23 protein-coding genes are annotated in these 25701 nt (G+C 49.6%); 2 read left to right on the top strand and 21 right to left on the bottom strand.

Annotated elements, in window-relative coordinates; translation table 11 throughout:
* Positions 1–14 precede the first annotated feature (14 nt).
* The 14 genes from HHL17_RS23540 to HHL17_RS23605 form a co-directional block, all read right to left on the bottom strand.
* On the bottom strand, positions 15–737 hold the full coding sequence (locus tag HHL17_RS23540) for a hypothetical protein (RefSeq protein WP_169227305.1): 723 nt from the start codon (positions 735–737) through the stop codon (positions 15–17).
* A gap of 33 nt (positions 738–770) precedes the next feature.
* Positions 771–1814 (bottom strand): SMI1/KNR4 family protein, encoded by a 1044-nt coding sequence (locus HHL17_RS23545; RefSeq protein WP_169227306.1) that lies wholly within the window; start codon positions 1812–1814, stop codon positions 771–773.
* A gap of 22 nt (positions 1815–1836) precedes the next feature.
* A complete protein-coding gene (locus tag HHL17_RS23550; RefSeq protein WP_169227307.1) occupies positions 1837–2982 on the bottom strand; it encodes a trans-sulfuration enzyme family protein in 1146 nt (381 codons plus the stop codon).
* 65 nt (positions 2983–3047) lie between these two features.
* Complete coding sequence (locus tag HHL17_RS23555; RefSeq protein ID WP_169227308.1) at positions 3048–4019, bottom strand: tail fiber protein; 972 nt, start codon at positions 4017–4019, stop codon at positions 3048–3050.
* A gap of 19 nt (positions 4020–4038) precedes the next feature.
* Complete coding sequence (locus tag HHL17_RS23560; protein WP_169227309.1) at positions 4039–5136, bottom strand: leucine-rich repeat domain-containing protein; 1098 nt, start codon at positions 5134–5136, stop codon at positions 4039–4041.
* Positions 5136–6581, bottom strand: coding sequence for a hypothetical protein (locus HHL17_RS23565; RefSeq protein ID WP_169227310.1), 1446 nt, complete (start codon positions 6579–6581; stop codon positions 5136–5138). The genes HHL17_RS23560 and HHL17_RS23565 overlap by 1 nt, the downstream gene beginning before the upstream one ends.
* A gap of 7 nt (positions 6582–6588) precedes the next feature.
* Positions 6589–9018 carry a DUF4280 domain-containing protein gene (locus tag HHL17_RS23570; protein WP_169227311.1) on the bottom strand — a complete coding sequence of 810 codons (2430 nt, stop codon included), beginning with the start codon at positions 9016–9018 and terminating at the stop codon, positions 6589–6591.
* 3 nt (positions 9019–9021) lie between these two features.
* Positions 9022–9888 (bottom strand): hypothetical protein, encoded by an 867-nt coding sequence (locus HHL17_RS23575; protein WP_169227312.1) that lies wholly within the window; start codon positions 9886–9888, stop codon positions 9022–9024.
* Positions 9888–11696 (bottom strand): type VI secretion system Vgr family protein, encoded by a 1809-nt coding sequence (locus HHL17_RS23580; RefSeq protein WP_169227313.1) that lies wholly within the window; start codon positions 11694–11696, stop codon positions 9888–9890. Before HHL17_RS23580 ends, HHL17_RS23575 begins: the two co-directional genes overlap by 1 nt.
* Positions 11697–12003: 307 nt before the next feature.
* Positions 12004–12759, bottom strand: coding sequence for a LytR/AlgR family response regulator transcription factor (locus HHL17_RS23585; RefSeq protein ID WP_169227314.1), 756 nt, complete (start codon positions 12757–12759; stop codon positions 12004–12006).
* Positions 12760–12766: 7 nt separating this feature from the next.
* Positions 12767–13843 carry a sensor histidine kinase gene (locus HHL17_RS23590; RefSeq protein ID WP_169227315.1) on the bottom strand — a complete coding sequence of 359 codons (1077 nt, stop codon included), beginning with the start codon at positions 13841–13843 and terminating at the stop codon, positions 12767–12769.
* Positions 13844–13857: 14 nt separating this feature from the next.
* Positions 13858–14844: an NAD-dependent epimerase/dehydratase family protein gene (locus HHL17_RS23595; protein ID WP_169227316.1), complete on the bottom strand. Its 987-nt coding sequence runs from the start codon at positions 14842–14844 to the stop codon at positions 13858–13860.
* Positions 14845–14852: 8 nt separating this feature from the next.
* Complete coding sequence (locus tag HHL17_RS23600; protein ID WP_240975958.1) at positions 14853–15653, bottom strand: SDR family NAD(P)-dependent oxidoreductase; 801 nt, start codon at positions 15651–15653, stop codon at positions 14853–14855.
* 131 nt (positions 15654–15784) lie between these two features.
* Complete coding sequence (locus HHL17_RS23605; protein WP_169227317.1) at positions 15785–16561, bottom strand: SDR family oxidoreductase; 777 nt, start codon at positions 16559–16561, stop codon at positions 15785–15787.
* A gap of 188 nt (positions 16562–16749) precedes the next feature.
* On the opposite strand from HHL17_RS23605, the gene HHL17_RS23610 reads away from it, so the two are divergent.
* Positions 16750–17187 (top strand): winged helix-turn-helix transcriptional regulator, encoded by a 438-nt coding sequence (locus HHL17_RS23610; RefSeq protein ID WP_169227318.1) that lies wholly within the window; start codon positions 16750–16752, stop codon positions 17185–17187.
* A gap of 3 nt (positions 17188–17190) precedes the next feature.
* On the opposite strand, the gene HHL17_RS23615 is transcribed toward HHL17_RS23610, so the two are convergent.
* From HHL17_RS23615 to HHL17_RS23640, 6 genes are all read right to left on the bottom strand, one after another.
* Positions 17191–18510 carry a sensor histidine kinase gene (locus tag HHL17_RS23615; RefSeq protein ID WP_169227319.1) on the bottom strand — a complete coding sequence of 440 codons (1320 nt, stop codon included), beginning with the start codon at positions 18508–18510 and terminating at the stop codon, positions 17191–17193.
* Positions 18511–18558: 48 nt separating this feature from the next.
* Positions 18559–18789, bottom strand: coding sequence for a hypothetical protein (locus HHL17_RS23620; protein WP_169227320.1), 231 nt, complete (start codon positions 18787–18789; stop codon positions 18559–18561).
* Between the two features lie 216 nt (positions 18790–19005).
* Positions 19006–20706, bottom strand: coding sequence for a GMC oxidoreductase (locus HHL17_RS23625; RefSeq protein ID WP_169227321.1), 1701 nt, complete (start codon positions 20704–20706; stop codon positions 19006–19008).
* Between the two features lie 88 nt (positions 20707–20794).
* The gene (locus tag HHL17_RS23630) at positions 20795–21307 is read right to left on the bottom strand and encodes a hypothetical protein (protein ID WP_169227322.1); all 513 of its coding nucleotides are present in this window, start codon (positions 21305–21307) and stop codon (positions 20795–20797) included.
* Positions 21308–21333: 26 nt separating this feature from the next.
* Positions 21334–22284, bottom strand: coding sequence for a hypothetical protein (locus HHL17_RS23635; protein WP_169227323.1), 951 nt, complete (start codon positions 22282–22284; stop codon positions 21334–21336).
* A 401-nt stretch (positions 22285–22685) separates the two neighbouring features.
* Positions 22686–23525: a helix-turn-helix domain-containing protein gene (locus tag HHL17_RS23640; protein ID WP_169227324.1), complete on the bottom strand. Its 840-nt coding sequence runs from the start codon at positions 23523–23525 to the stop codon at positions 22686–22688.
* A 193-nt stretch (positions 23526–23718) separates the two neighbouring features.
* On the opposite strand from HHL17_RS23640, the gene HHL17_RS23645 reads away from it, so the two are divergent.
* Positions 23719–24564: a sugar phosphate isomerase/epimerase family protein gene (locus HHL17_RS23645; protein ID WP_169227325.1), complete on the top strand. Its 846-nt coding sequence runs from the start codon at positions 23719–23721 to the stop codon at positions 24562–24564.
* A 269-nt stretch (positions 24565–24833) separates the two neighbouring features.
* Here HHL17_RS23645 and HHL17_RS23650 read toward each other — a convergent pair whose 3' ends face one another.
* On the bottom strand, positions 24834–25676 hold the full coding sequence (locus tag HHL17_RS23650; protein ID WP_169227326.1) for a universal stress protein: 843 nt from the start codon (positions 25674–25676) through the stop codon (positions 24834–24836).
* Between the last annotated feature and the right edge of the window lie 25 nt (positions 25677–25701).

Here is a 25701-nt window from a genome sequence, read left to right on the forward strand (position 1 = left end):
ATCAGAGTATATTTTTAATACAGTTCATACTCTTTCAACAACGTACTATCAATAGCACTCCATCCATATTCGTCCTTTAGAAAAACAACGGTGAAAGGAATGGTATAGTCAGGATGACTGCGGGTGCTGTCATCCCGGTCAAACTCCTCTAACTTATAATGTATTGTCAGCGTATCCCCGTTTAAATCACTTTGACTACTGATCCGCGAGGAACAATTTGTTCCCATGCGGCCCATTGAATTCCAGTAACCGGTCATGACATAGGATAGGTCATTCTGGGGTGTCACATGCTGAAAGTAGTATGTATTAGAAGAACAATAACCTGTACCCGTTCCGCATGCTTTATAAACAAAGTAGTCCCCTGACTTCATAAATCCGTCAAAACCGTCCCAACAACAGGCGTACATCCAGTGCGTATAAGGTTCCCGCTTAATGATGCTATCGGCGGGAGTGATCTCCAGCAGCAGATGCTCGCTAAGATCACCTTCCCGCATATTTTTCATACACGCGATCACGTTGCCATCCGGCAGCCTGTAGTACTTTCCAACAACGTCTGTGTCATCATAATACGTCCACCGGTGGCCTGCTGTATCTCCCATATGCTTTGAAACAAGGAAATCCAGTACTTCCTTTTTGTTGATGAACCCCGAATCTTGTGTAAATAATCTGGAAACAGGGCGGGAAGGCCGGCCACAGGCGGCGAGTATCAGCAGCCAGCAAAACAAGGCATAGCGCATATTTACATAGGTATATCCTAAAGGTAACAGTTATTATTTACCGCTGATAAGTTTTGCGATCAACATGGTAAAATTTTCTGCATACAGTTCGAAGTCCCATGTTCCCTGACCATGTGCAGCGGTATATACCGGGGCATCGCCATCTTTCGCTGCCGAAAGGTCCAGGCAATACGGATCAGCACCGTCATCACCAATCACCAGCAGATACGGAGGCCAGTCAGCCAGATTTTCTTCGGTAACGGCATTGTAGGCATAACCGCCTTGTCGCTCCGCCAGTTCGCGGGCGCCGTACAGGGAAAGGCCCTCCACAAAGTCTGGTCCGGTGAGGGTTACTTTCAGTGGGGAATAGTATTGCAGGAAAGTAGCATATACTTCCGGCAGCGCCCAACGGCCACGTATATACGTCATGTCCTTTTCATCGGCCACCACGAGCCAGTCAGATGGGTTAGCATGATCTTTATTTTTACGGCGTTTTTTCTCCAGCAGCTTATCCAGTTTAGCCATCAGTTTCTCGAAATCATTGCCCGGATGGAGCAGCGACGGATGCACCTGTGGCGGTGCATATCCAGCGCCATCGGGGTATCCTTGTTCCTGCCAGGCTACCAGTTCAGCCAGCCGCAGTTGCTCCGGCTTCCAGTAGCCAGGGTCTGAAGGAAGTTCTCTGTCAAACGGCTGACGGCTGTACATAGCCAGGCTTTTAACTGCTTTGGCACGCTGCTCTGTCGGGAGATCTTCGTTGGCAGCCAAAGTTATGAGCGTGGGATAAGCCTCGCGGCCGGCGGTTTTCAGTAAGCCATCTATTCCCCAATAAGTGAGGGAAGGTTCTGTCACAGCCCATTCAAAGAAGGGCCGCCATGTATTTTCAGCAGGAGCAACCAACCGAACGATATCTGTCATCAGGAATGTGCGCCAGTGCATCAACCGGCCTTCGCGGGCATAACGTACAAATGCTTCAATCACCGCCTGCCGGTCTTTGCCGGCATAACTGCGGATGAGTTTATCTTTCAGGGTGGCGAACTTGTTGCCATCCGTTTCTGCAAACAAGGTGTCGGTCAGGTTAACTATGGTATTGCTCATGTGCCGCAAGGTACAACATATATCAAATGCCTGCACGGCGCATCGCCTGTTCAATATCCGCTCTCAGGTCGGCCACGTCTTCTATGCCGGCAGACAGCCGCAGCAGGTTATCGGCGATGCCCAGCTCCTGCCGGGCAGCAGCTGACAAGGCGCGGTGCGAGGTGGTGGAAGGCTGGCAAATAAGGCTCTCCACGCCACCGAGGCTCAGCGCCGGCCGGATCAGTTCAAGATGGCCGAGGAAAGCGTTCAGCTTGTCCGGTGTGGTATTCAGCTCAAAAGACAGCATCCCGCCGAAGGCGGTCATCTGGTCGCAGGCCAGCTGATAATCGCGATGAGTGGGCAAACCGGGGTAAAACACCTGCCCTACTTCCGGGCAAACAGACAGGTATTCGGCCAGTGAGAGCGCATTGGCATTGTGCTGTTGTACGCGCAACGCCAGCGTTTTAAGGCTTCTCTCTGCCAGATAACACTCCTGTGGCGCCAATGATCCACCATACATTTTGGCTGTGTCCATGATCCTGTCCCGATGTTCGGCATGTGCCGATACCAGCACGCCGAAAGGCAGGTCATTGTGGCCGCCCAGGTATTTGGTGCCGCTGTGTATCACGATATCGATACCGAGGAGCAACGGCTGTTGATTCAGCGGCGTGGCAAAAGTGTTGTCTACAATGGTAACAATCCCCTTGCTGGCAGCCAGCGACGCGATGGCTTTTAAGGGCACAATGCTCAGCAACGGATTGGCGGGCGTTTCGAGGTAGATAACTTTTGTATGTTTTTCCAGGTGAGCTTCAAATTCGGCGAGCGTATTACCGGCATAACTGCAACGGATACCCCGTTTGGGCAGCTCCTGCTCGGCCAGTTTCCATGTGCCGCCATACAGGTCGCGCGAGAACAGCACATGATCGCCCTGCTGCGCAAATGACAGGATAGCGGTGCTGATAGCTGCCATACCGGAGCTATAGGCCATGCCCCAGCTGCCTTTTTCGAGATTGGCTACTATCTGTCCCAGCCGCAGCTGATTGTAAGTCGAATAAAAACCCGGATACCGCAGGGTATCCGTATCTGTATAGGCATACGCCACAGCGGGCATCACAGCGGCGGTAACCGCCCCATCCAGGGTACCGGAAGGCTCCAGCGGATGCACGCATAAGGTGCCGGTGTTTTTCATGACTATTGCATTTGATTCTTCCTAAAATTACCCAAAAGGGCAAAGGAAAGCAAACAGCCCGGAAATTACTTTTGCTGCAACGCCTGTAGCTGCTGTTCCAGCACACGCTGCTTATCTCTGAGCGCGCTCATTTCTGCTTCCAGCTTTTTACGCTGCTGGTTTTCTTCCAACAGGTATAAAGTCAGCTCTTCTACTTTTTTCAACAACGCCTTATTCATCTCCCCTACGTCCTGGCCTTCTTTTTCCACTATTGCGGCCGCTGGCATTTCAGGAAGATGGCCATTCTTTTGGATATAATTTCCTACTTCCTGCAGGGAAGGCAGTTGGTAGTCTTTGTGGAACACATAATCAGGCCAACCGGTAGCGGTCACTTTTATTCTTTGTGCGGTAATAGTGCCCGCCACTGCCAGTTTGGACTGTGGCGTACGGGTGCCGATACCTACGTCGCCATTTATATTGGCGGCTATTGCTACTTTGGCCGAGGCTGCACTATATGGATTACCGACAAAGAGATTCCATTCGTTAGTCATAGGCATTAACCCTGCAGGAGCAGCAGTATTTCCCTTTGCGCTCAAGGGTATCCAACTATCGGTAAAGTTAACAGAACGCACTTTAATATGCACCGTTATATCTGCCGCAACACCCCAGGTGGCCATGGCCCTCACACGGAAACGTACGTTCCCATATTGGGAATTGACGTCGATGGCAAAACTTTCAACGGTGGATTCAGTATATCCCCCTTTGTTGATACGGCCAGCTTCTCTCCAGACATCCGGGTTAGCATGAGACACGCTCACCAGGAAAGTGGCCGCAGCCGCAATGTTGCCGCGCGTATACGAAATCGATACCTCATAATGCCCGGAAGCACCGGCATTGGAAGGTGTTGTTTTCAGAAACTCAACATAGTCGCCAACCACATAATTACCAGGAAAGGTAACGGAGGTAACATAAACATCGTTGGTCTGCGCACGGGCACCGGAAAAAGCAAACAAAAAGGCTAACAATGTTAACTTACAATACAGGGATATTATTTTCATATCAGGAATAAAGGGTTTGCTACAAAAATAACCTTTTTTTCCCCGCATTATCCAACAGTGTACTATCCACCGGGTTTCCCGGGCAGACGATCTTAACTTTAGGAAGTGCCAGTAGTGGCCTCAGGTCCTTTACCTTGTTATTAGAGATATCCGCTTCCTGTAATGCAGGCATACAGCGGACAAAGCTGATCTCCTCCAATTTATTCCCCTTTAGATAGAGGGTCGTAAGGTGATGGAGAGGTGTTGTGCAGGTGATAGCAGTAAGGTTATTAAATGCCGCCGAGAGGTTTTCAAGTACAGGGAATACTGACAATGAGGGGAGTACTGTTAAAAAATTGTCTCCCACCCTAAAGTTTTTCAACCGGGGCATGGAGGCGGTATTCAGTGCTGTAATCTTGTTATGGGTAAGGTCCAGTTCCTCCAGGTCCGTAAACCCTGACAGGGTGATTGGTCCCTTGATCTTGTTGGTGCTGAGGTCCAGCTGCCGCAGCTTTTTGAGGCCCATTATGATTGTAATATCCGTGATATTACAACCTGGTAACGTTAGTACCTGTAAATCTGTTTTATCTTTCAGGGGCAGGAGATCTTTGATGGGCAACAGCTCTCCGCCATACCCGATCAGCAGCACCCGGAGGTTGCGCAGAGGTTCAATGCCGGCCAGGCTGACCAGTTTATTTTGCCGGGCATCGAGGTATTGGAGTTGTATCAAGCCACGGAGGGATGTCAGGTCTTTTATCTGGTTGTCACTGATATTAAGGTGGGTCAGCTCTTTCAGGTTCATCAGCGGGCGAAGGTTGGTGATATCCCCGCCGTATTTCCGGTTGGAACCATTGATATCGAGGTATTTCAGATGAAGGGTATATTTCAGTTGCGGAAAAATAACATCTTCTTCTACCTGACGAATGTCCAGCGAATCAGTCATCAGCAGTTCAGACAGCGGTGTATGCTGCCCTGCGGCGGTGAAAAAATATATACCGTCTTCCTGTGTCACCTCCCCTGCAGTAATAGCTTTGGACAGGTCTATCCCGGCTTTCAGATATATTTTACGCAGACTGTCCTGAGCTACGCTCAGGTGGCTGAATAACATCAACAAGCAGACTATAGCGTTTTTTTTCATCAATTTTTTTTAGCCGGAGCTACCGCCGGTGCTCCTTCTTTTTTGGCGCCTGGTTTGTCACCAGCTTTAGGCTTGGTTTCTTCGGGCGCCAGTTCATTTTTAAGGTTTTCTCCTTCGGGATCTTTCATCTCCACCATTTTACCAGTGGCCTCATCTTTTTTTGTTCTGCTTTCAGATAACAGCTTCAGGTTTTTGATGACGATATCCTTCTGTGATTTGGTCCCGTTAGCATGTAAGTTACGATAATGGGTAAATACTTTCAGCCCGTCGTCCAGGCGAGCCCTTTTGATGAACTCATTCCTTTCCCCCAGGTGTTTGTAACCACCGTTTACTTTCAGGGTGGTCAATTTAATATCGTCCTGGTCCGCATAGGTGGCGAGTATTTTGGTGGTGACAGCCCAGAACACTACGGCAGACTGTACCGGGTACATCATATTAGCGGTATCAGCCAGCTTATCATAATTACCTTTTAATGAATCCCCGGAATCATTGGTGGTGAAATCGATATAGCCGGTAGTATCATCCGGGAAAGGGTGATCTTTTCGATGATCGGAGAAATTTTTATAGTTTCCTTTACCTGTCAGCTGGATAATTCCCCGGCCGCGGAAACGGTAGCCGTTCTGCAAACTTTCTTTTCCGTTTTCCATTCTGTCGCCATAGGCGCGGGAAGGCCACTTAATCTTGAAAGCGTCATGTTTTTTGACCGATATTTTAAGGGTAGCGTCATCTTTGATCACCACACCATCTTTCTCATCCACCCTGCCATATAACAGTGTTTCATCGAGGGTAAGGTCTTTATATTCGCCATCCAACAGCGTCTGGATGTCTTTCTTATTTTTCTCGTCTTTCTTTTTATACTCCACTATCAGCAGGCTGGAGATCTCCGCTTTGGTGAAACAGTTATAGCGCTGATGTTTAGGATCGAAGTAATCATTGATTTTAAAAGAAGAAGAGAAATATTTGTCGAAGTTGGCCCTTAAGCCTTTGTGCCCATAGTTCAGTCCTTCCTCGAAGGTACTGAACCGTCCGCATTCTGCGGCTGCCTGCGATATGAAATGCGCTTTCCTTAAACACGTGTCCAGGTTATAATCTTTACGATACTTGTTTACATAGGTTAAGATGTCGGTAAGATGTTTTTCATCATCTGCCGACAGCGCGATCACGTTTCCCTTTTTATCTTTTTGTTCGATGATATACTTCACCTGTTCCGTAGTTATCTCTTTTTCACATTCAGGACATTTATATGCTTCTTCCTTCTCATCTTTTTCATGACTGGCCACACCATTGTATTCAGGGTCGCCGGCCTGTTTATTAGTCTGCGGAGTTTCGCCCTGGGGGCCATGAAAAGAGTCATCTATGCCCTCATCAGGGTCTGGTGGCAAAGGACGGTCTTCCGGAACGGGCACATCTGCCGGTGGTGGCGGTTGTGATTTTACTTTTACCATAACGGCTTCATTTGGATTTTTGTAACAGGGAAGCGACCCTTTGGGCCTTCTTAAATGAGGCGCTGCCAGTCGTTCCACGTTCTTTATAAAAGGAAAGGGTCCTGGCGGCAATCTGGCGGGCCGACAGTTTAATTTCCCCGCTGCCTCCGTCAATCATATCATCCTGGATAAAGAACCAGGAAGATGGCGTCACCACAGAAGCACCTTTTTGTAGTTCGGCTGTGACGTTCTTCTCATCGAGCATGAACACGGCATATTGCAGGAGGCTGAACCCGGCTTCTTCTGTTTTGTAGCCATGGCGGACAAGCAGGGACAATGTTTCCGGCGAAACAGTATAGTCCCGGCTGTATTGTTTTCTGATAGCGTCAGTCACTCCATTGAGCGACACTTTATTATCCAGCAGGTAACTGATCACATCGTTGCCGTTATTTCCCCGTAAAGCGGCTGCCATGAGCCCGTCCTGGCTGTATTGACGCAATACGGTGACCGGCGCCGCCTGCCGCAAAAAGGACAGGGGCGATTTCGTCAACAGCCACATCTTCACTACCTCTGCGGTAACCGTGGCACTATGACGGACCAACCAGAGAGAAAGGTCCTGCTGTTTTTGCTGCATAGCCTGGGGAGTGGACGCTCTTTTGGCCAGCTGGCTGCCTATTAGTTTACTATAATCGTACACATAAAAGAGCGATGTATACCGGGTGATATGCAAAGGCAGCTGGCCTATATCCCCGAAGGAAATAGTGGTGTCAGCACCCAGAATGGTATTGGGATCAAAATGCTGCGACAGCAGTTGCGCGAGCTGTGTGGTATCTGCATTCCGCAGCGCGTCCGTCCATTGCCTGAGCGCAGCTGTATCGGAAGACGCCTTGCTGACAGCAGTATCCGCAGTTGCATGGGCCGGTTGCGATCCGTTGGCACAAGACGAAGCAGTAATACTCAGCCATGCTACCATAAACAACCTTCCAAAGAGGGATTTTAATGTTTTCCCGGTATCATTTTCTTTTGCAGGCGCAGGTGTAGCAGGCGTCTGCTGTGCTTTTCTCCATGCTTCCTGTTTTGTTTTCACCGCATCCTGCCATGGCTTATAACAGGTGTCCGGAGATATTTCAGGCAGCGGATCTACCTTTACGTAAAACAACGCTTCTTTCTTTTCATCAAAGGCCACGGCCATTTTACCTTTCCCTTTCGTTGTCCGGTATATATTCTTTAATTCGGGCATGAGGTCTGTCAGTTTATCATTCAGGCTGTTAAAATACTTTACTTTATTAATCCCGGCAATCTGCTGAAAATACCCCCCGGTCCCGTTCCGAATACCCAGACAACCTTCCAGGTCACCCGATACGAAGGGGTCCACAGATATCCCGCCCCGGTATGGAGAAGCCAGGACCGTTTTTAGATTGGTATCTGTTTTATCCAGCACTACCCTGTAGCGGGCTGTTTCGCTGATCACATAGTTCATTGCATAATATTCCGGTTGCCCGTTGAGTCCAGTTGGAGGCACAGGTCCACCGGTTTTATAATACGTGGTATTGTTATCACGGGTATGGCGTGCCAGTTCCATCAGGAGCGCGGCATTGCCATGGGAACCGCTTCCGATGTCCTGATCCAGTTTCTTTTTGGCGTCGCCGGCATTCTCACCTTTGTAGACAAACATTTTGTAGGTAGGGTAAGCGTTGGTGAACACGCCATTCCTCAGATAAACAGGATAAATCGATTCGAGTTTTTCTTTGAAGGATGCCTTTTTATTCCCGTAATCATAAGGAGCACCTACCCCCTTTTTGTAGGTGGTCTGTTTTCCCTTGGCGTCTGTATAGGTGGCCAGTGAAGGGTTGGAGGCATGAGGCACCAGTTCCCCCAATACTTTGCTGCCGGCTTTTTCCTGGATGAAGGTATGTTTGGTTTCATCCACTTTATACCAGCGGTCACTTTCCGGAACGGGATTGTATACTTCGTTGGACACATACCACACTACTTCCTTGTTCTCCACTTCCATGGGAGTAACCAGCGGAAGGTCTGCTGTGGGTATCTTAATGTCTTTGACCGTTGCTTTCTGTTTACCGTCAGTGATGGTGATTTTCCCTCCGCCGGAGGAACACTGGTTAGTAGATTTTTCCAGCAGGAAATAGGTGCCCTCTTCCAGGCTCACATCTTCCGCTACCTCCTGCCATTCCATCAGGGCTGGACTGCAGGGGCTATTGCGCTGAGCGGAACAGGTCCCGAAAGCTGGCGCCACGGTCTTGTCTTTGGAGGTAGCTTTCAGTTCATCCTGGAGAAATACAAACAGGTTGGCAGCAACTTTAAGCTGCCCCGGACTGCTTCCGCAGCTGCACTTCAGGAGCGCCTGGTCGCATACATATTTGCTCCCTTTGGGGGCAGGCTTTTCTTCTTTTTTCTTTTCCTCTTTGGGTTTGCCCGGGGGCTTCTGTTGTTTTCCCATATGTCAGGATTCAAGTAAATCAATCCGGAAAGCAACTTTTCTCACGTAATCCTGTCCTATCGTAAGCCGGTATTTAAGATCCGCTTTGACAGGCACGTGGCTGTTGTGGTGGAGCAGATAGTCGCCCTGGTACTGTTCCAGTAACAGCTCCGCTTCTTCGCTGGCAGGCATTTCCAGTGTTTCAAAAAGATATTGCCCGATGGCGGTGGTATTCAGCTGCGTTTCGTTGAGGCTGCCGGTTACCTGCACCCGCAGTGGGTCTGTGGCCGATCGTCTTTCCAAAATACGCCGGGTTTCAGTAACAGGCAACGGGGCCTGGTTAAAAACGGCATTGTATTGTTTGTGGTACTGCCTTTCTCCGGAGAAAGGATAAGCGGTATTGATCCGGTTGAGGAACAGGCCATGGAGGTTATACTGCAGCAGGTCGTCAAGCAGGGCTTTTTCATTTCCGAAGCGGTTGTCATACCCTTCTGTCAGCTGTTGTATCTCCGTGCCTTTATAGTCAGCCCACAGGCCAGCTTTAGCTTCCATCCATGCTTCGTGTATATCAGGCATATTGGCGATGCCGGTGACCTGTTGCTGGTCATCTACATAAAACGCAACATAGCGGGTAACCGCGCTGATGGCTTTGATAATATATTCAAGATGATAGCAGGAGGAATCCAGCTCCAGTTTCTCCCGGACTACCTGACAAGTGATCAGCTGGCGGCCATTGTCCATATCTTCCCAGGATACCTGCAGATGGCGTTGAGAGGCGTTTTCAACGGCAGTTTCACGAAGACGGGTATATGCAGACGTGCGGACCTGAAACAGCGCTTGCATGCTGCCTTTGATTTGCAGGTCCCGGGGCATGGAAATAAGGTTTTGCATTACCCTTTGCTGATTTTGACTTTCTTGTTGCCCTGCAATACTGTGGTACCGCTTCCGATGATCTTCATATCTCCCAATAACGACAGCAGCTGCATGGTGCCGGACGTTTGTTTGTAGTCTTCCTGTGCAAAGAAAGAAATGCCATCCCCGGCTTCTCCGCTGATATTGGTCGCTTTCAGGGCATATTCTTCGCCGGCTGTGACCCGGATGTTGTCGGCGGCGTCGGCTACCACATTTTTGCCAGCGTCCATGGTGATATTTTCCTTAGCGGTGATATGGATATTTTTAGCGGTAAGGTTCAGGTTTTCCGGGGCTGTGATGTGAATGTGCTTGCCGGTAGTGTCCAGGGTGATGATATTACCGTTTTTGTCTGTGATGGTGATGCTTTCTCCATTGCTGGTATCATCCAGTTTGATGGTATGCCCGCTACGGGTACGTATACACTTGATATTGTTCTGGTCATCCACAAATTCCGTTTTTTCGTCACCGTTATAGGTGGTGCCTAATACATAGGGAGCTTCAGGATTGCCGCTTTCAAAGGCTACCCACACTTCTTCATTTATTTCGGGTATGAAATAAAATCCCTTATTGGGACCACCGTGGGGCGCCACCAGCCGTATCCATGGTGTTGAGCCCTGCTGCTGCCAGCGGAAGCGCACCCGTACCCGGCCCAGCCCTTTGGGATCGGCATTGTCTGTTACGGTAGCGCTCTGCGGTTCGCAGCCGCTCAGTGGGGTAAGGTCTACCCTGGGCATCGCGGTATCCGCCGGAATGGCGGTAAATACGTTGTGATAGTCTCCGTTTTCGGTACAGTGATGTTCGAGACCTGTCACCACAAACTCCCCGTGATGAACATTTACGGCAGCGCTTTCACTGATGGAAACGATGTCACCTATTTTCAGGGAAGTATTGCTGCTTGTACCGCTCAGTACCACCATTTCAGATAGCCGTCCCCGTTGTTGCAAGGCAGTGAGGTCGTCCAGCTGTGCTTTGGCATCTCCGCTAAAACCGTAGTTGGGTTTAAACAGGGAAGGCTTACGGTACAGTTTTTCACTAACGTCTTTCAGATGGGACACATAGCTGTTCATGGAAACAGCAGACTGCGACAAGGTATCATTTTCCACCACTGTGTTCTTCCGGTATTCATAGCCGGTGAACTGTATATTATTGGGTTTCACTTCCAGTGAAACGTCAAAGTCCATCAGGTCCTGTTGATGGGTGAGGGCGACTTTTTGCGGTGTGTATTTGCCAAAAATTATTTTCTGCCCGTCATAGAAATACCACTCTCCGTACCTGGCTGCCAGCCGGGTAATGAATTCTTGAGCGGTTTCCCTGTACTGGACAATATACTTCATGTTTTCCTCATGTTCCGGACTTACCTCAGTTTGCGTATAAGGGCTGGTACCTTTGAGCGCGACCATGACAATGCGCTGTAAAGACTGCTGCTCAAAGGTGGCGATATGAGGGTCATTTTCCAGCAATATGGTAGGACTGCTACCGGATATCACACAGAAACCGTGAGTACCGTCATTTTCCTTTCCTGTATGAATACCCGTTACCAAACCATTGAAGATAACTGCTTTATATGTCCCAAACGTATCCATTGGTTTAATGGTGATACTGATCTCTTTACCCAGGAAATTTCGTGCGGCACTGAACATGCCCTGTCCCAGCTTCTCCAGCCAGTCATACCCGATCAGTATCCGGAAATGATGGTGCCCCCGAATGGTCTGTGACAATTGTAAAGAATGGAATGATGTAAACTGGTGTTCCCCAATGGAAAAGGAGGTTCGGGTATATAAAGACATAGTTGATAATTTAAGGTTATTCGTTTTGGGTAACTAAACCTAACGGCTGAACCGTATTCTAATTTAAGGGAATTCTGCGTTTATTCCAGAATTATTTTTATCGTGATATTTCGAATAAAAAACCTGCCTTTGCCCGTGCTGCGTGGTCATTTGCAGCAATATTACCCGAACACTGAAAGCGGGCTCAAAAGTAAAGGCCGGCCCCACAGCCAGCCTTTGTAATGGAAGATTCGAAAGTGTACAGACAAAGTTAACTTGCTGTAATTCAGTACAGGAAGGTAGTTACGTTATTCACTGCTTGACAGCATTAGCTTTTGCCTTCAAGCCAGTTCTTGAATTCCGCCACCCTCTCACGGCTAATAATAACATCAGTATCAACATAAGGCGCTAATTGAAGAATTAATCTGTTATTGTAATAGGTCGTTATTTTTTTGATGGCATCAATATGGATGATAAACTGCCGGTTGATCCGGAAAAACACGTTGCGGTCCAGCATTTTCTCTATCTGGTCCAGTGAATAATCCAGTGGAAAACGTTGGTTCGTGACCGTAGTGGCCACCGTCATCCCTTTGGCGAAATGCAGGTAAGCGATGTCCTGTGCTTTCACATATACCAGCTGATTGTTGATTTTGCCGATAAAGCGGGTATTGTTACGTTTCATGAACTCTTCGGCAATCTTCTCTATACTGATGGCAGTAGCAGCGGAAGGCCGGAAATGTTCATATTTCTGCAACGCCCGCTTCAGCTCCTCTGTATCTATTGGCTTCATCAGATAGTCGATACTGTTCACCTTAAAAGCCTGCAAGGCAAAGCCATCGTAAGCGGTCGTGAAGATAATGGGCGTGTTTACTTTCACCTGGCTGAACATTTCAAAGCAGTTGCCGTCAGACAGCTGGATGTCCATCATCATCAGGTCTGCGGTGATGCCCTGCTCCAGCCATTTGATACCGTCTGCAACAGACTCTATCACAGCTACGACTTCTATTCGCGGATCGTATTGGCGTAACAGTTGTATCAGGCGTTCGGCGTTATGCATCTCATCTTCAAATATGACTATCTTCATGTGGCAGTTATGTGGCAGTTATAATCGGAATTTTTACAATAAACATATCGTCCGCCTGTAATACTTCAATCCCCTGTTCACTGATCAGCGCATAACGCTTCTGTATGTTCTCCAGTCCGATACCGGACGATATCTCTGTGCTGGCTTTACGGCGGATACGATTGGACACCACCAGGCATCCTTCTTCATGTTTTACGGTGATCACCAGCGGATCAGCGGAAGAAAAGCGGTTATGTTTGATCGCGTTTTCGATCAGCAGCTGCAACGATACCGGGGGTATCATCCCTTTGCTGCGTATTTTTTCATCAATATCTATCCCGAACTGAATGCTCTGCTGATGCCGTATCCGCATCAGGAAGAGATAAGACTCCAGGAAGTCCAGCTCTGTTTGTATGGTGACAAGGTTCTCAAACTTTTTGTCGAGAATATAACGATAGGTTTTAGCCAGCTGTGTGATATAGTCGGCCGACAGGTCCGGGCTTTTGTACACCAGGTTGGTCAGCACGCTCAGCGAATTAAAAAAGAAATGCGGGTCTATCTGGTTACGCAGCGCATCATACCGCGCCTGTATATTCTCCCGCTTCAGCCGCTCCGCCTGCACCTGGTACTCCTTCCAGGCGGTGTAATAATAGATAATCCCGTTGAACGTCAGTATCAGCAGGTAAAACATGAAGATACCGAAGTTGAGGTCGTAACTGAGCCGCTTAAAACTCTGCCATGCCTCATAACGATGAAACAATACAATGTCGGTGACCGCATACAGGAAGCCGAAAGCAACAGCTGCCAGCATACCATACAATACCAATGCGCAACACAGGACCGTCAGCCGGCGGGAAGCGCTGCCGCCCCCTATCCGCTTCTCGAGTATCCGGGCCAGCCATACCGCCCCTTCCCATACGATCAGTCCAAATACCACATATACCACACTGAAGGTCCATCCCCTGACATCCATCACCCGCAAATCATTCACAAACGTGTGATCGAAAGATTTGAAGATGATGCTGAAAGTGAACAATACCAGTATCCTGGACAGATACAGGAACAGTTTGCTGGAGAATAAAGGTTCGTTTTCCTGGAAATTCATAGTATACCGTACTCCTAAAAATAGTTATTTTCCCGGAACCAGTTAAAAGCGCCGCTGACCGCATCTTCAATCGGCGTATACCTCACCTGCAGCTCCCGTTCTGATTTTTTGCCTGAATAATAATTATCGATACACAAGAGATAAGCCGATGTATAATTCAGCTTGCTGTGAAATCGTGTAAAACGTTGCAACAGCGAACCGGCCATCCCTCCCATTTTAAGCACCACCTTCGGGATACGCACCATCAGCTTCTTTTCCCCCGCCACCCGGTTTACCAGGGCAAAGAACTCCCGGTAACTGAGGTTATGCCCGGCCAACAGGTAACAGTCGCCCGTTTTGCCATAAGTGATCGCATTGATGATTCCCCTGCATACATCCTGTATGTGCACAAAATTTTTTCCCCCCGGGGGATAAAAAAGTACTTTCTTTCCCAGACCGTACAACAGTAACTTTCCTGAGCTGGGCTTCACATCGCAGGGGCCGAGCATAAAAGTGGGATTCACCACCACTCCCGGCAGGCGCGATGCCGCCACCTGTTCCAGCACATACTGTTGTGCGAGGTATTTGGTGTTGATATAACCGGAATTGGCGTTGAACAAGGTAAAGCCATTCAACTCACTGCCCGGGTGCAGCCGGCTGCCAGGCCCGATGGTATTGGCGGTGCTCACATAAATGAATCGTTCCACCTTATGCCGGATACAGGCTTCCACGATATAACGCGTACTGGTGTAGTTGATCCGTTCATATTCCTCAAACGGGATGTCCCACTGATCGGTGATACAGGCCGCATGCACCACGATGCTGCAACCGGCCACCGCCGCCATCACATCATCCGGATTATCGATATGTCCGTAATACACTTCACAGGGAATATCGGCGATCCCTTTCAGATCGGCGGTAGGCCTTATTATCGCCTTGATGTCATATCCCTGCCGGTACAGTTCCCGGGTAAGGTTGGAGCCAAGGAAACCATTGGCGCCTGTCACTAGTACTGTCTTCATGTTTTTGATCAGATGGTAAATTGTATTTCCTTTTTCACTTCCCTTGACACCAGTTTTAGTTTGAAAGACAACGGCAACAGCTGCATCAGGGTGTGGTTGATCCGGTTCATCAATCCGGGGATGATCACCCGGCATTTACTGAACGTCCCTTTCAGTGCGATGGCCGCTATCTCCGACGTATTCAGCAGTCCTATTTTACCTTTGAAGCCCTGCCCGATGATCCGGCGGGAGGTATGCGAATTGGTCATGATAGGCCCGGGGTACACTACGCTGACAAACAACCCGGTGCCGGACAGCTCTTCCCTTAATCCCAGGAAAAAGGAAGAGATGAAAGCCTTGGAGGCCGGATATACCGTTTTATAGGCAATGGGCGTGAATGCCGCCATGCTGGCGATATTCATGATGTAACTCTCTTTATGTTGCAACAGGTGCGGTATCAGCATCCGGGTAACGATCACCGTACTGCGGATATTCAGCTGGATAATACTATCGATCCGTTCCAGCGAAGTGTCTGTAATAGCTGATGTACCGCCAATGCCCGCATTATTGACCAGGAAATCCACCTGGTATTGTGACATTACTTCCTCCAGCGTCTGTTGCAATAACGTGGTATTGGTCATGTCGAACTCAAAAAACCGGACATCCACCCCATATTCCAGCTCCAGGCTCTCCGCCAGGGAGAACATATTACCTCCCGGCAGCGCCATCAGGATAAGGTTTCTGCCCATAGCGGCACATTGCCGGGCAAACTCCTTCCCCAATCCTGAACTGGCCCCCGTAATCATCGTGTACTTTGCAGGTTTCATCATATGATTGTTGGCTTTAAGTAATCAAAACAGCCCCTACTGTCTTCGTTCATATTACCGGACACAAAAATGCAGTAGCAAAATGCTACTGCAAATGAATTTCCTTTGAGTTGAGGAAAAAAGACCCTGAGCCGTCAGGCCAGCTTTTCAGCCGGAGTGAGCCTCTGCCCTATCCCACCGTCTACCAGCAGCTCTTCCCCGGTGGTGAAGGTAGCGTCGAAAGCGAGGAAGAGCACGGCTTTAGCCACTTCTTCAGGAGAGCCGTGGCGGCCCATCGGGGTGAGGATATCCCCGGTTTTACGGAAAGCAGCCCTCTCCGCTTCGGTGGCATCCGTAACACCCATGGTAGGCGTGTCTATAAAGCCGGGGCTGACAGCATTCACCCGGATACCTTTAGGCAGCAGTTCGGCGGCAAAGTTTTTGGCGAAAGCCCGCAGCGCGGCTTTGGTACCGGAATACACGCTCATACCGGCGAAACCGGAGTTATCGGCCACGGAAGTGGTGAAAACGATAGACCCGCCCCTGTTGATCAGTGGCACCAGTTGCTGTACCGTGAAAAAGCTGCCCCGGGTGTTGATGGCAAATGCCTGGTCATAAGCTTCAGGCGTCACGGTATCCAGCATGGTCAGCGATGAGATGCCGACGTTAATATACAGCAAGTCGATAGTGCCCAGTTTCTCCCGGACAATGGCGCCCAGCTCTTTGATGTCCGTTATGCTGGCGGCATCGGAGACAATAGCATAGGCCCGGTCGCCCAGCGTCTGGCGGACAGCCTCCACATTGGCGGGGTTACGGCCCGTCAGCAAGACGGTAGCGCCTTCTTCGAGCAACATTTTCACGGTTGCCAGTCCTATACCATGTGTTCCACCGGTGACTACCACTTTCTTTCCTTCGTATTTTCCTTGTTTCATCTTACTTGTTTTTGTGTTGAATGGATTTGCTTTGAATGTGTCTGTTGTTCGTTTTTTGACAACACAAAGTGACGCCGATAAAGCGAAAGAGTCAAGAATGGCAATTATCTTCGGATACGGATAATTTTTTCCGTATCCCCCGTTTGCGGAAATAGGGATAAATTTGTCAGCGTATAAAAACTGAGACGATGTACGAAAAGAAGATTCCCAAAAACTTTAGCTGTGGCATGGCCGTTCTGATGGAAATTATCGGTGGTAAATGGAAATCCTATCTGATCTATCTGATCAACAATGGTGTCAGAAGACCGGCAGACCTGCAACGGGCCATTCCTTCTGCCAGCCGCCGCGTGCTGGACCTCCAGCTGCGGGAACTGGAGTTTCATGCCATCATCAAAAGAGTGATCTATCCGGAGATGCCCCCGAAAGTGGAATATTTCCTGACTCCCTTCGGTGAATCGATGTTACCTGTGGTGGCCTCTATGGAAGCATGGGGCGGAGAATACATGGAAACCTTCCGCCAGCTGATGGAAAGCAAAAAGAAAAGTATGCATACAGAAGGTGAATCTGTGGAAATAAAACAGGAGCCTGTTATCCGTGGCCGCCGCACCCTGGCAAAGGCTGTTTAGATACTATTCCCCTTCTTTGAGGACCGTTATGCCAACCGGCAGGTAAACAGTGAAGCGAGTGCCTTTATCGACGTTGCTTTCCACCGTGATTGTTCCGTTATTCTGTTGGGCAAACTCTTTACAGAGAATCAGTCCGAGGCCTGTTCCCCGCTCCCCGCCTGTACCGTAGCCAGGGCTCTGGTTGTAGGAGAAAAGGTTTAATACCTGCGTAGGGGGCATGCCGGTGCCATGATCTGTAATGCCAATGCCTACCTGCGCGCCCACCGCCTGTGCTTTCAGCTCTATTACACCACCGGCATAACTGAACTTGAGCGCGTTGCTAAGGAAATTACGCAGTATCACCGATACCTGGTCCTTATCGGCATACAGCATCAGGTCATCCGGAATGCTGGTCTCCACCGTAATCCCTTTCTGCTGGATGGTCATCTCAAAAAAATACAATACCTCAGTGGCCAGCGGTCCCAGGTAAAAATTAACGGGCTGCGCCTGAATGCCTTTCATACTGCGGGAACTCCAGCGCAACACATTATCCAGCGAGCCTCCCAGCTGCGATATCTTTTTATGCAGGATGGCCGCCGCTTCTTCCATCTCGTCTTCCGGATATTCCCCCTTCCGGAACATGTCCAGCAGGATTTCCAGCGTAGCGAGCGGACTGCGGATATCATGTGCCACAATAGAAAAAAGCTTCTCTTTGTCTTTGTTCATGGTAGCCAGCGCCTCCCGTTGTTTCTCTATCTCCAGCTGGTAATCCGACTGGATATGTTTGAAAAAACTCAGGGCCACAATGATAAAAACAAGCGATGTGGCTATATTGGCCCATACCCGGCTCCGTGGCACCGGGTCTGCAAGATACCAGTGCTGCGGCATCAGCACGATCACCAGGAAGGCACTGATGATCAGCAGGCCCAAACCAGCATTGAGCCATTTGTTGTCATATACCAGCAGGCAGCTGAGCAGGATATTGAGCAGGAAATATTCCGCGCCGTTGTGAAAGAAAAGGCCGGTAAAAGTGTATATCACCACGCTACAGAGAATGGCCACCAGCCGGGCGCTAAGGTAACGCTGCTTCCAGTGCAGCCATAAAACAAATACATTGATACAGCTGGTCAGCAGGTTAAAGACGGCTAACAGGTAGCGGCCCTGACTACAATTCAGGACAGCGAAAAACAGCATAAAAGGGATGCAGGGAATGGCCAGCAGGTTCAATAGTTTGGTACGCCGGGATTCGATGAAGGGCATCAGCGGACTTACGCCAACATTGACGATGTAATTCCACGTTCGCAGTGTAAGTTGGTATAGATAACCAGGAGGTCCCTTATGCATAGGACTGCAAATATACCGCGAAAATCGGGTTGTCAAGCAGCCCCAGGGCTAAAGCCCCTGCCCTTCTTTTCCGGCCGGCCACAGGGTGATGTCCAGCAACACCGCAGCAGTCAGCAGCAAGACAAGGAGAACGATCCTGAAGGCCAGTACCACGCCACGGACCTCGTTTTCCCGGTATTGACGGTAGGTTTCGACTACCCTCCCGCCGTATTTCACGATCAGCACTGCTTCGATAACGAGGAAAACCAATATTACTGTCCATTCAGAGTAAGGATGCATAGATCTTGAATTATTTGTTTTGGTGTTGAATGACCTCTCCTGGGAAATGCGGGATCTGTTCCCATTCCTTGGCCCCCGGTTTCCCAGGGCTAAAGCCCTGGGCTAAGTTGTCTTTCAGGCTGTTTTGTATGTATACTACGAATGAACCTGAATAACATCTTAGCCCAGGGCTTTAGCCCTGGGAAACCGGGGAAACGTGGGGGAATCCCCGGAAATTTATAACGATTGCCGTTTCAGCTCCTCCACGGCATGGTTGGCCGCCCTGGCGGTAAGCGCCATATAGGTAAGGCTTGGGTTCTGGCAGGCGGAAGAAGTCATACAGGCCCCATCGGTCACAAATACGTTTTTCGCGGCATGTACCTGGTTCCATTCGTTGAGCACCGATGTTTTAGGGTCCCTGCCCATCCGGGCAGTCCCCATTTCATGGATGGCCATTCCGGGATAGGAGTCCCGGTCGAACGGCTGCACATTTTTCAGTCCTGCTGCTTCCAGCATGGCAGCGGCTTCACCGGCCATATCCTTGCGCATCTTCATTTCATTGTCTTTGAATTCGCAGTTGATCTTTAGTACCGGCTGGCCCCATGCGTCTTTTACGGTATGGTCAAGGCTGACCATATTTTCCTTGTAGGGCAGGCATTCGCCGAAGCCCATCAGTCCCATCTGCCATGGGCCGGGTTCTGAGATATAGTCTTTAAATGCGCCGCCTACGCCCAGTTCAGCGATACCTCTCGCCCATCCGTTCCGGCTGCTGTAGCCGGTATAACCAAACCCACGCAGGTAATCCCTTTTGTCTTTCCCCACATTGGCAAAACGCGGGATATAAAAACCGGCAGGGCGCTGGCCATGGTAATATTTATCGGCAAAATCTTCGGACATACCGCTGGCGCCGGCATGGAAGTGATGGTCCATCAGGTAGTGGCCCAATACATCATTATCGTTGCCCAACCCTTGCGGGAAACGGCTGGAGGTGGAATTGAGCAGCACAAAAGTACTGGCCAGTGCAGAAGCATTGAGGAAGATGATACGGGCATGGTACTCAGTCATCTCTTTGGTGTGTTTATCGATGACACGTACGCCGGTGGCTTTGCCTTTACTTTCGTCGTAGATGATACTGTTGACGAGCGAGTCTGTCAACAGCGTGAGATTGCCTGTTTTCACCGCTGCCGGCAAAGTAGATGCCTGTGTGCTGAAATACGCACCGAACGGGCATCCACGGGAGCAACGGTCGCGGTACTGGCACTTGTTGCGGTCCCCAATGGCCTGTGTGAGGTTGGCCGTACGGAAGATGGTCATGCGTCTTTCCGGGAAAGCTGCTTCCAGCTTCCCTTTCACATGTTTTTCAAAGCAGTTCATTTCCATTGGTGGCTGAAACACGCCGTCCGGCAGGTGTGGCAGCCCTTCCGCCTGTCCGCTGATACCGGCAAAGGCCTCTACATGGGAGTACCACGGTGCCAGGTCTTTATACCGTATGGGCCAGTCGATGCCGATGCCTTCTTTGATATTGGCTTCAAAATCCAGGTCGCTGAGGCGCAGGGAACCCCGGCCCCACATGATGGAACGGCCGCCTACAATATCGGCACGCTGCCAGTCGAACCGTTTTTCTTCGGTGTACGGGTTGTCACCGTCTTTCATCCAGTAACTATGGTTGAATTCCGTGTATACTTTCTCCCGGATAAGAAATTGATGGTCTTTTTTCTGCTCGTTGGTGAGCACGCCACGGTGGGGCACTTCCCAGGGAGCGGCGGTAGCGGTTTCGTAATCCTTTACATGTTCCAGCTGACGACCCCTTTCTATCATCAGCACTTTCAGCCCTTTTTCACACAGCTCTTTGGCTGCCCAGCCGCCGGTAATACCGGAGCCTACTACTATAGCATCGTAAGTATTGGCCGCTTCGGCCTTCAGATTCAGATTAATCATTCCACGGAATTTACTGGCAGGCCGAAAAATAATAAAATATTCATACAAACCTAGCAGAAATAGGACGACCGGAAAGCGGCGCGGATGATCACTTCTTTTTTTTCAGGGTTATTACCACACCATATTTTTTGCCCGTAGGATTGTGATTTTGGGTAAAAAGGGATTTATCAATAACACCAATGATATCGAAATTACTCATATTGACTGCAGCCAGTGCTTTTTCAGGATTTTCACCCAATGCGTTGCCGTCCAGGATATACAAAACGTCGCCATCCTCTCCCGGTGCTGGCACCACTTTGCGATAGGCTGCATTCTGGCTGAAGATCAGCCAATAACGGTTACGCACAAACTGTTTCGTTTCCATGAAAATGGTATCTGTATTCCCCCGGCCAATCTGATCTTTTTTCCGCATCCACATGCTAACGATATCATTGGGATTTATCTCTGCCAGATCGGCCTGCGTTACCTGTACACTGTCTACAATATAGACCGGAAGCCGGTCCGGATCAGATGGCCGGCGCACAGGCCGGCCGGACGTCTGCGCGTAAACCTGTATACCACAGGTCACCAGGAGCAGGAATAAGAATAATCGTTTTATCATAAAACAGAGATAAAAGGTTGATGGTATCATTTACCAGCTTTCAGCTTTACCACCACACCGGGCTTATTGCCCTTTATGCCGTATTGCCTTTCCAGCGAGGCTTTATCGAGGATAACAAGACCGGCGAAAGTCTCCGCGGTAACCTCCGCCAGAGACGATTCGGGCATATAGGTCAACGGCTTGCCCTTCAGGATATATACCACGTCTTTGTCAGCACCCGGCGATGGTACCAGTTTACGGTAAGTTTCGTTCTGACTGAAGATATTCCAATAACGGTGACGTACAAACTTTTTTGTTTCGACAAAAATGGCGCCGTTGTTGCCCACCTTGATTTTGTCTGTGGAATGTGTTACCTCCGTCGTACGTGCAATATTACCAGAGGAGGTGGGTACCTTTCTCAGGTCCGTCACCAAAACACTGTCTACATAATAATCCGGAGGCAGTGTCCATCTCTGGCCGGTTTCCACAGGATGGCGATGCTCCTCACAGGAATAAATAAGATCGATGCCGGTGATGGGCCTTTTTCTATAGTAGGCTTCGTCTATGGGATACAACGGCTTCCTGTGGTAATCTTTTTTCACATAAAACCGAATCAACCTGTTTGATAGCGTCAGGTAATCATTCCCATAGGACTTCCACCTCCACCTGTTTACTAATTCAGGATACATCCGGAGCACATCGGCCGCCGTCAGGTGCCGGACATCGATCGTTTGTCCATCCGGCAGTTTGCCTTTGAAATCAGGCGTAAGCCGGATCTTCGCAATATAACGGCTGTTCCTTTCTGTTTGAAAGATCATGCCCGGATATCTGGCGGTAACATATCCCTTACCGTACTCATAACTACTGTCCGGGAGGGGAGCTTTTTCCGCGAACTCCATTTCCGGCACTTTTACCGGTTGCAGGGTATTACCGGCCTTTTCCAGGTCATCAAGCGTAGTAAAACAAAGACAGACACCGGCAACTGTCCGTTCTGGCATATCAAGTGGAAAATTCTGAGCATATAGCGTGCTACCGGCAAGCAGCATAGCGAAGAGCAGGGGCAACCTCGTGGAGGGCATGGGAAAGGTTATTTCACTAAAGGTAAATAAAAGAACCGCGACAATCAGACGACTGTGCGGCTTTTTTTCACTTCAAACCAATTTACTACTATGGCAAGACCGGGAGAATTCCGGGACCGCTCAAACGGATAATGGGGTACAACAAACAATGGGGATTACTGATTAAGACGACATTAATAGTTCGCATGGCGGAAGGAAAGCAGCTCGGCGATGTGCCCTTGTCATACCATGTTAAATGATGGTCAGACAAAAGCTGCCCTCTCTTCGGAGGCAAAATTATCGTGATTACCGACAGGTAAATAGTACAAATACGACATCTTTTACTGGGTCATCATCCGGTGAAGGCGGATCGTGTTCATTAAGGACGTTTCGTCCAGAAAGGAAGGGGTGATGCCCGCAAACTCCTTAAAATCACGGATAAAATGCATCTGGTCGTAGTAGCCGCTCATGTGCGCGATGCGTGTCCAGGTAGCTTCAGGATGCAGTTCCTTCAGGTGATAGGCCTTACAGAAGCGGATCAGTCTTGCATAACGTTTCGGCGACATGCCCGTACGTTCCACCACTTTACGCTCAAACTGCCGGACACTTATACAAGCGTCTGCAGCCAGCTTTTCTATGGTGATATTTCCGGTGTTCGCCACCAGGTTGCCCATCACCAGGTCCACCGGGAGCAATGGCTTCAGGCGGGACAACTTTTTGAGCAGATAGGTTTGTACAATGTGGACCATCAAATCCCAGTCGTGCGTGTTCTCCTGTAACTGTTCATTAATTTCTTTTATTTCATTGCCCAGCAACATACTAGTATCAAAATCCTGTTCATGCATTTCCGTCATCGGGATATTGAGCAGGCGAAACAGTCCACCTGGTTTAAATGCCACGCCCATCCCCAGGTGATGCTGCCCCAGGTCCAGTGTTACCGCACGTTCCAGCGGTCCTACCGTAAGTGATACGGATTTAGTCTGGAAATCATTGCTGTATACCCGCAGTACCTTAATGGGATCCTTGATATAGAACATGATATACCGCTGATAGGTGGGCACAAAACGGTACATATTGGAAATCCCCGGCGATTTGGCGAAATCGGCTTCATAGATGGTGATGCTGGCAACAATGTCCTGCAACGCAGGGTGCGGCGTATAGGCTTTCATCCGTGGTTTCATCTTCGGCGTTTTATGGGTTAAATACGGCGACCGGCACACCAACCTATGCCACGCCATTAAACAAATGTAAACATTCACCCTCATATATACGATACAATGGCAGGCCGTTCAGAAAACACCAGCCGGGGGTAAAATTCGCCCGGAAAATACCGGAAAATTTAAAGATCTTGGCCCTCACATCAATCGTTTGCTTATGTCTTCGAGAAGAAATTTCCTGCTGCAAACCACCCTGGGACTGGCGGCCACCGGCCTCACCCCTTTGTTGTCAGCAGCAGCGCGCCCGGCCGGTCCACAACAGCCGAAAGACCGTTTGTCCATCGGCGTAGCCGGATACACCTTTTACAAATTCAAACTGGACCAGGCCATTGCCATGATGCAGCGGGCCAATATCCGCCATATCTCCCTGAAAGACGTCCACCTTCCGTTGCAAAGCAGCCCGGAGCAGATAGCAGCCGTACTCGCCCAGTTCCGCGATGCCGGCATCAACGTGTATGCGGTAGGCGTGATCTATATGAAAACAAAGCAGTCGGTCGACGAAGCCTTTGCCTACGCCAACAAAGTAGGGGTGCCCATGATCGTAGGAGTGCCTACGCCCGAACTGCTGGACTATACAGAGCAACAGGTAAAACAGTACGATATACGCCTCGCCATCCATAACCACGGCCCGGAAGACGCGTTGTACCCCGGCCCGCGCAACGCATGGGAACATATCAGGGACCGCGACGCGCGCATGGGCCTCTGCATCGACATCGGCCACGCCACCCGCGCCGGCGAAGATCCAGCCAAAGCAGTGCTGGCCTACAAAGACAGGGTATTTGACCTGCATCTGAAAGATGTCACCGTGGCTTCCAAAGACGGCAAACCAACAGAAATAGGCCGGGGTGTCATCAACTTCAGCAGTTTCGTCCGTGCATTGGATAAAATACGCTACAAAGGCATCTGCAGCATCGAGTATGAAAAAGAAATGAATGATCCGTTGCCCGGCATCGCTGAATCAGCCGGTTATTTCAAAGGGGTGGTTAATACCGTTAAATCGTAATTTTTCAAAAACAATCGTTTCCTCGTTTACGTTCCGGGTTTCCCACGTTCCCATATTCCCAGGGCTGAAGCCCTGGGCTAAGATGTTATTCAGGTTCGTTCGTCGCTGGCAAACAGAATTCTCTGGTTCATTCGTTGTTATCATGCGAAACAGCTTGAAAAACAACGTAGCCCAGGGCTTCAGCCCTGGGAACCTGAAATACGGACCGCTAACCGGAACGTGGAAATTCCGGAACGCACGCCCCTGAAACATCGGGAATCAGCAACGCGTTATTCCGGCAATGCCGGTATCGACAGCAGCGGCACAAAGGAATTGTACGCCAATTCCTTAGAGATGCTTTTGTGGAAAATGGAAGAGATAAACGAATGTTTTTTAGGCACGGTCACGATCAGCGAGGCATGGTGTTCCTTTGCAAACTCCAGCACACTGTCGGCCACATGGGCACCAGCGACATAATGGAAGGCCGGGTTATATTTTTCCAGGACGTCATGCAACAGGGAGATCTGTTTCCTGGTATCATCTGAATATTTATCGGTGGCTGCCGGTTCTACGTTCACCACGTGTACTTGCGGGTGGAACAGGTCGAGGAAACGGTACAGCTGTTCGAGCGACGCCTTGGAGATGTTCTCCAGGTCGGTGGAAAAGACCACACTGCTGATACCCTTCCCTACTACTGCCTCCTCCGGCACTACCAGCACCGGATATTCACTGGTCTTCAGCACCTGCGACGTATTGCTGCCCATAAAAAACTGCTGCAGCCCCGTCTTCCCCGCAACGCCCATCACCACGAGGCCTACGTTGCTTTCTTTACAGAGCTTGTTCAGCTGGTCGGGCAGAAATGCATCTTCCGCAAGGAGTTCATATTTCGGGTCAGTATCTGTCATCAGCCGCAGCTGGTCCTGTAGCGAAGCCAGCTTTTCCATATTTTCGAGATGCATGAGCTTCTCCACCTTCGGAGTAGGCACCGGCAACTCAGTGCCTTGGACCATTGTGCGGTAGGCATGGTACAGGATCATCCTTTCCACGCCCAGCAAAGGCGCCAGACTAGTAGCATATTCTGCCGCACGAAAGGCGGCATCGGAAAAATCGGTCAATATAAGTATCGATTTCATGGCATCTCCATTTATTGGTGCGTAA

It is taken from the genome of Chitinophaga fulva (genome assembly GCF_012927205.1).
Lineage (GTDB): Bacteria > Bacteroidota > Bacteroidia > Chitinophagales > Chitinophagaceae > Chitinophaga > Chitinophaga fulva.

Excerpts from the sequence above, each read along its gene's own strand:
- HHL17_RS23540 (WP_169227305.1), bottom strand. The coding sequence starts at position 737 with ATGCGCTATGCCTTGTTTTGCTGGCTGCTGATACTCGCCGCCTGTGGC.
- HHL17_RS23545 (WP_169227306.1), bottom strand. The coding sequence starts at position 1,814 with ATGAGCAATACCATAGTTAACCTGACCGACACCTTGTTTGCAGAAACG.
- HHL17_RS23550 (WP_169227307.1), bottom strand. The coding sequence starts at position 2,982 with ATGAAAAACACCGGCACCTTATGCGTGCATCCGCTGGAGCCTTCCGGT.
- HHL17_RS23555 (WP_169227308.1), bottom strand. The coding sequence starts at position 4,019 with ATGAAAATAATATCCCTGTATTGTAAGTTAACATTGTTAGCCTTTTTG.
- HHL17_RS23560 (WP_169227309.1), bottom strand. The coding sequence starts at position 5,136 with ATGAAAAAAAACGCTATAGTCTGCTTGTTGATGTTATTCAGCCACCTG.
- HHL17_RS23565 (WP_169227310.1), bottom strand. The coding sequence starts at position 6,581 with ATGGTAAAAGTAAAATCACAACCGCCACCACCGGCAGATGTGCCCGTT.
- HHL17_RS23570 (WP_169227311.1), bottom strand. The coding sequence starts at position 9,018 with ATGGGAAAACAACAGAAGCCCCCGGGCAAACCCAAAGAGGAAAAGAAA.
- HHL17_RS23575 (WP_169227312.1), bottom strand. The coding sequence starts at position 9,888 with ATGCAAAACCTTATTTCCATGCCCCGGGACCTGCAAATCAAAGGCAGC.
- HHL17_RS23580 (WP_169227313.1), bottom strand. The coding sequence starts at position 11,696 with ATGTCTTTATATACCCGAACCTCCTTTTCCATTGGGGAACACCAGTTT.
- HHL17_RS23585 (WP_169227314.1), bottom strand. The coding sequence starts at position 12,759 with ATGAAGATAGTCATATTTGAAGATGAGATGCATAACGCCGAACGCCTG.
- HHL17_RS23590 (WP_169227315.1), bottom strand. The coding sequence starts at position 13,843 with ATGAATTTCCAGGAAAACGAACCTTTATTCTCCAGCAAACTGTTCCTG.
- HHL17_RS23595 (WP_169227316.1), bottom strand. The coding sequence starts at position 14,844 with ATGAAGACAGTACTAGTGACAGGCGCCAATGGTTTCCTTGGCTCCAAC.
- HHL17_RS23600 (WP_240975958.1), bottom strand. The coding sequence starts at position 15,653 with ATGATGAAACCTGCAAAGTACACGATGATTACGGGGGCCAGTTCAGGA.
- HHL17_RS23605 (WP_169227317.1), bottom strand. The coding sequence starts at position 16,561 with ATGAAACAAGGAAAATACGAAGGAAAGAAAGTGGTAGTCACCGGTGGA.
- HHL17_RS23610 (WP_169227318.1), top strand. The coding sequence starts at position 16,750 with ATGTACGAAAAGAAGATTCCCAAAAACTTTAGCTGTGGCATGGCCGTT.
- HHL17_RS23615 (WP_169227319.1), bottom strand. The coding sequence starts at position 18,510 with ATGCATAAGGGACCTCCTGGTTATCTATACCAACTTACACTGCGAACG.
- HHL17_RS23620 (WP_169227320.1), bottom strand. The coding sequence starts at position 18,789 with ATGCATCCTTACTCTGAATGGACAGTAATATTGGTTTTCCTCGTTATC.
- HHL17_RS23625 (WP_169227321.1), bottom strand. The coding sequence starts at position 20,706 with ATGATTAATCTGAATCTGAAGGCCGAAGCGGCCAATACTTACGATGCT.
- HHL17_RS23630 (WP_169227322.1), bottom strand. The coding sequence starts at position 21,307 with ATGATAAAACGATTATTCTTATTCCTGCTCCTGGTGACCTGTGGTATA.
- HHL17_RS23635 (WP_169227323.1), bottom strand. The coding sequence starts at position 22,284 with ATGCCAGAACGGACAGTTGCCGGTGTCTGTCTTTGTTTTACTACGCTT.
- HHL17_RS23640 (WP_169227324.1), bottom strand. The coding sequence starts at position 23,525 with ATGAAACCACGGATGAAAGCCTATACGCCGCACCCTGCGTTGCAGGAC.
- HHL17_RS23645 (WP_169227325.1), top strand. The coding sequence starts at position 23,719 with ATGTCTTCGAGAAGAAATTTCCTGCTGCAAACCACCCTGGGACTGGCG.
- HHL17_RS23650 (WP_169227326.1), bottom strand. The coding sequence starts at position 25,676 with ATGAAATCGATACTTATATTGACCGATTTTTCCGATGCCGCCTTTCGT.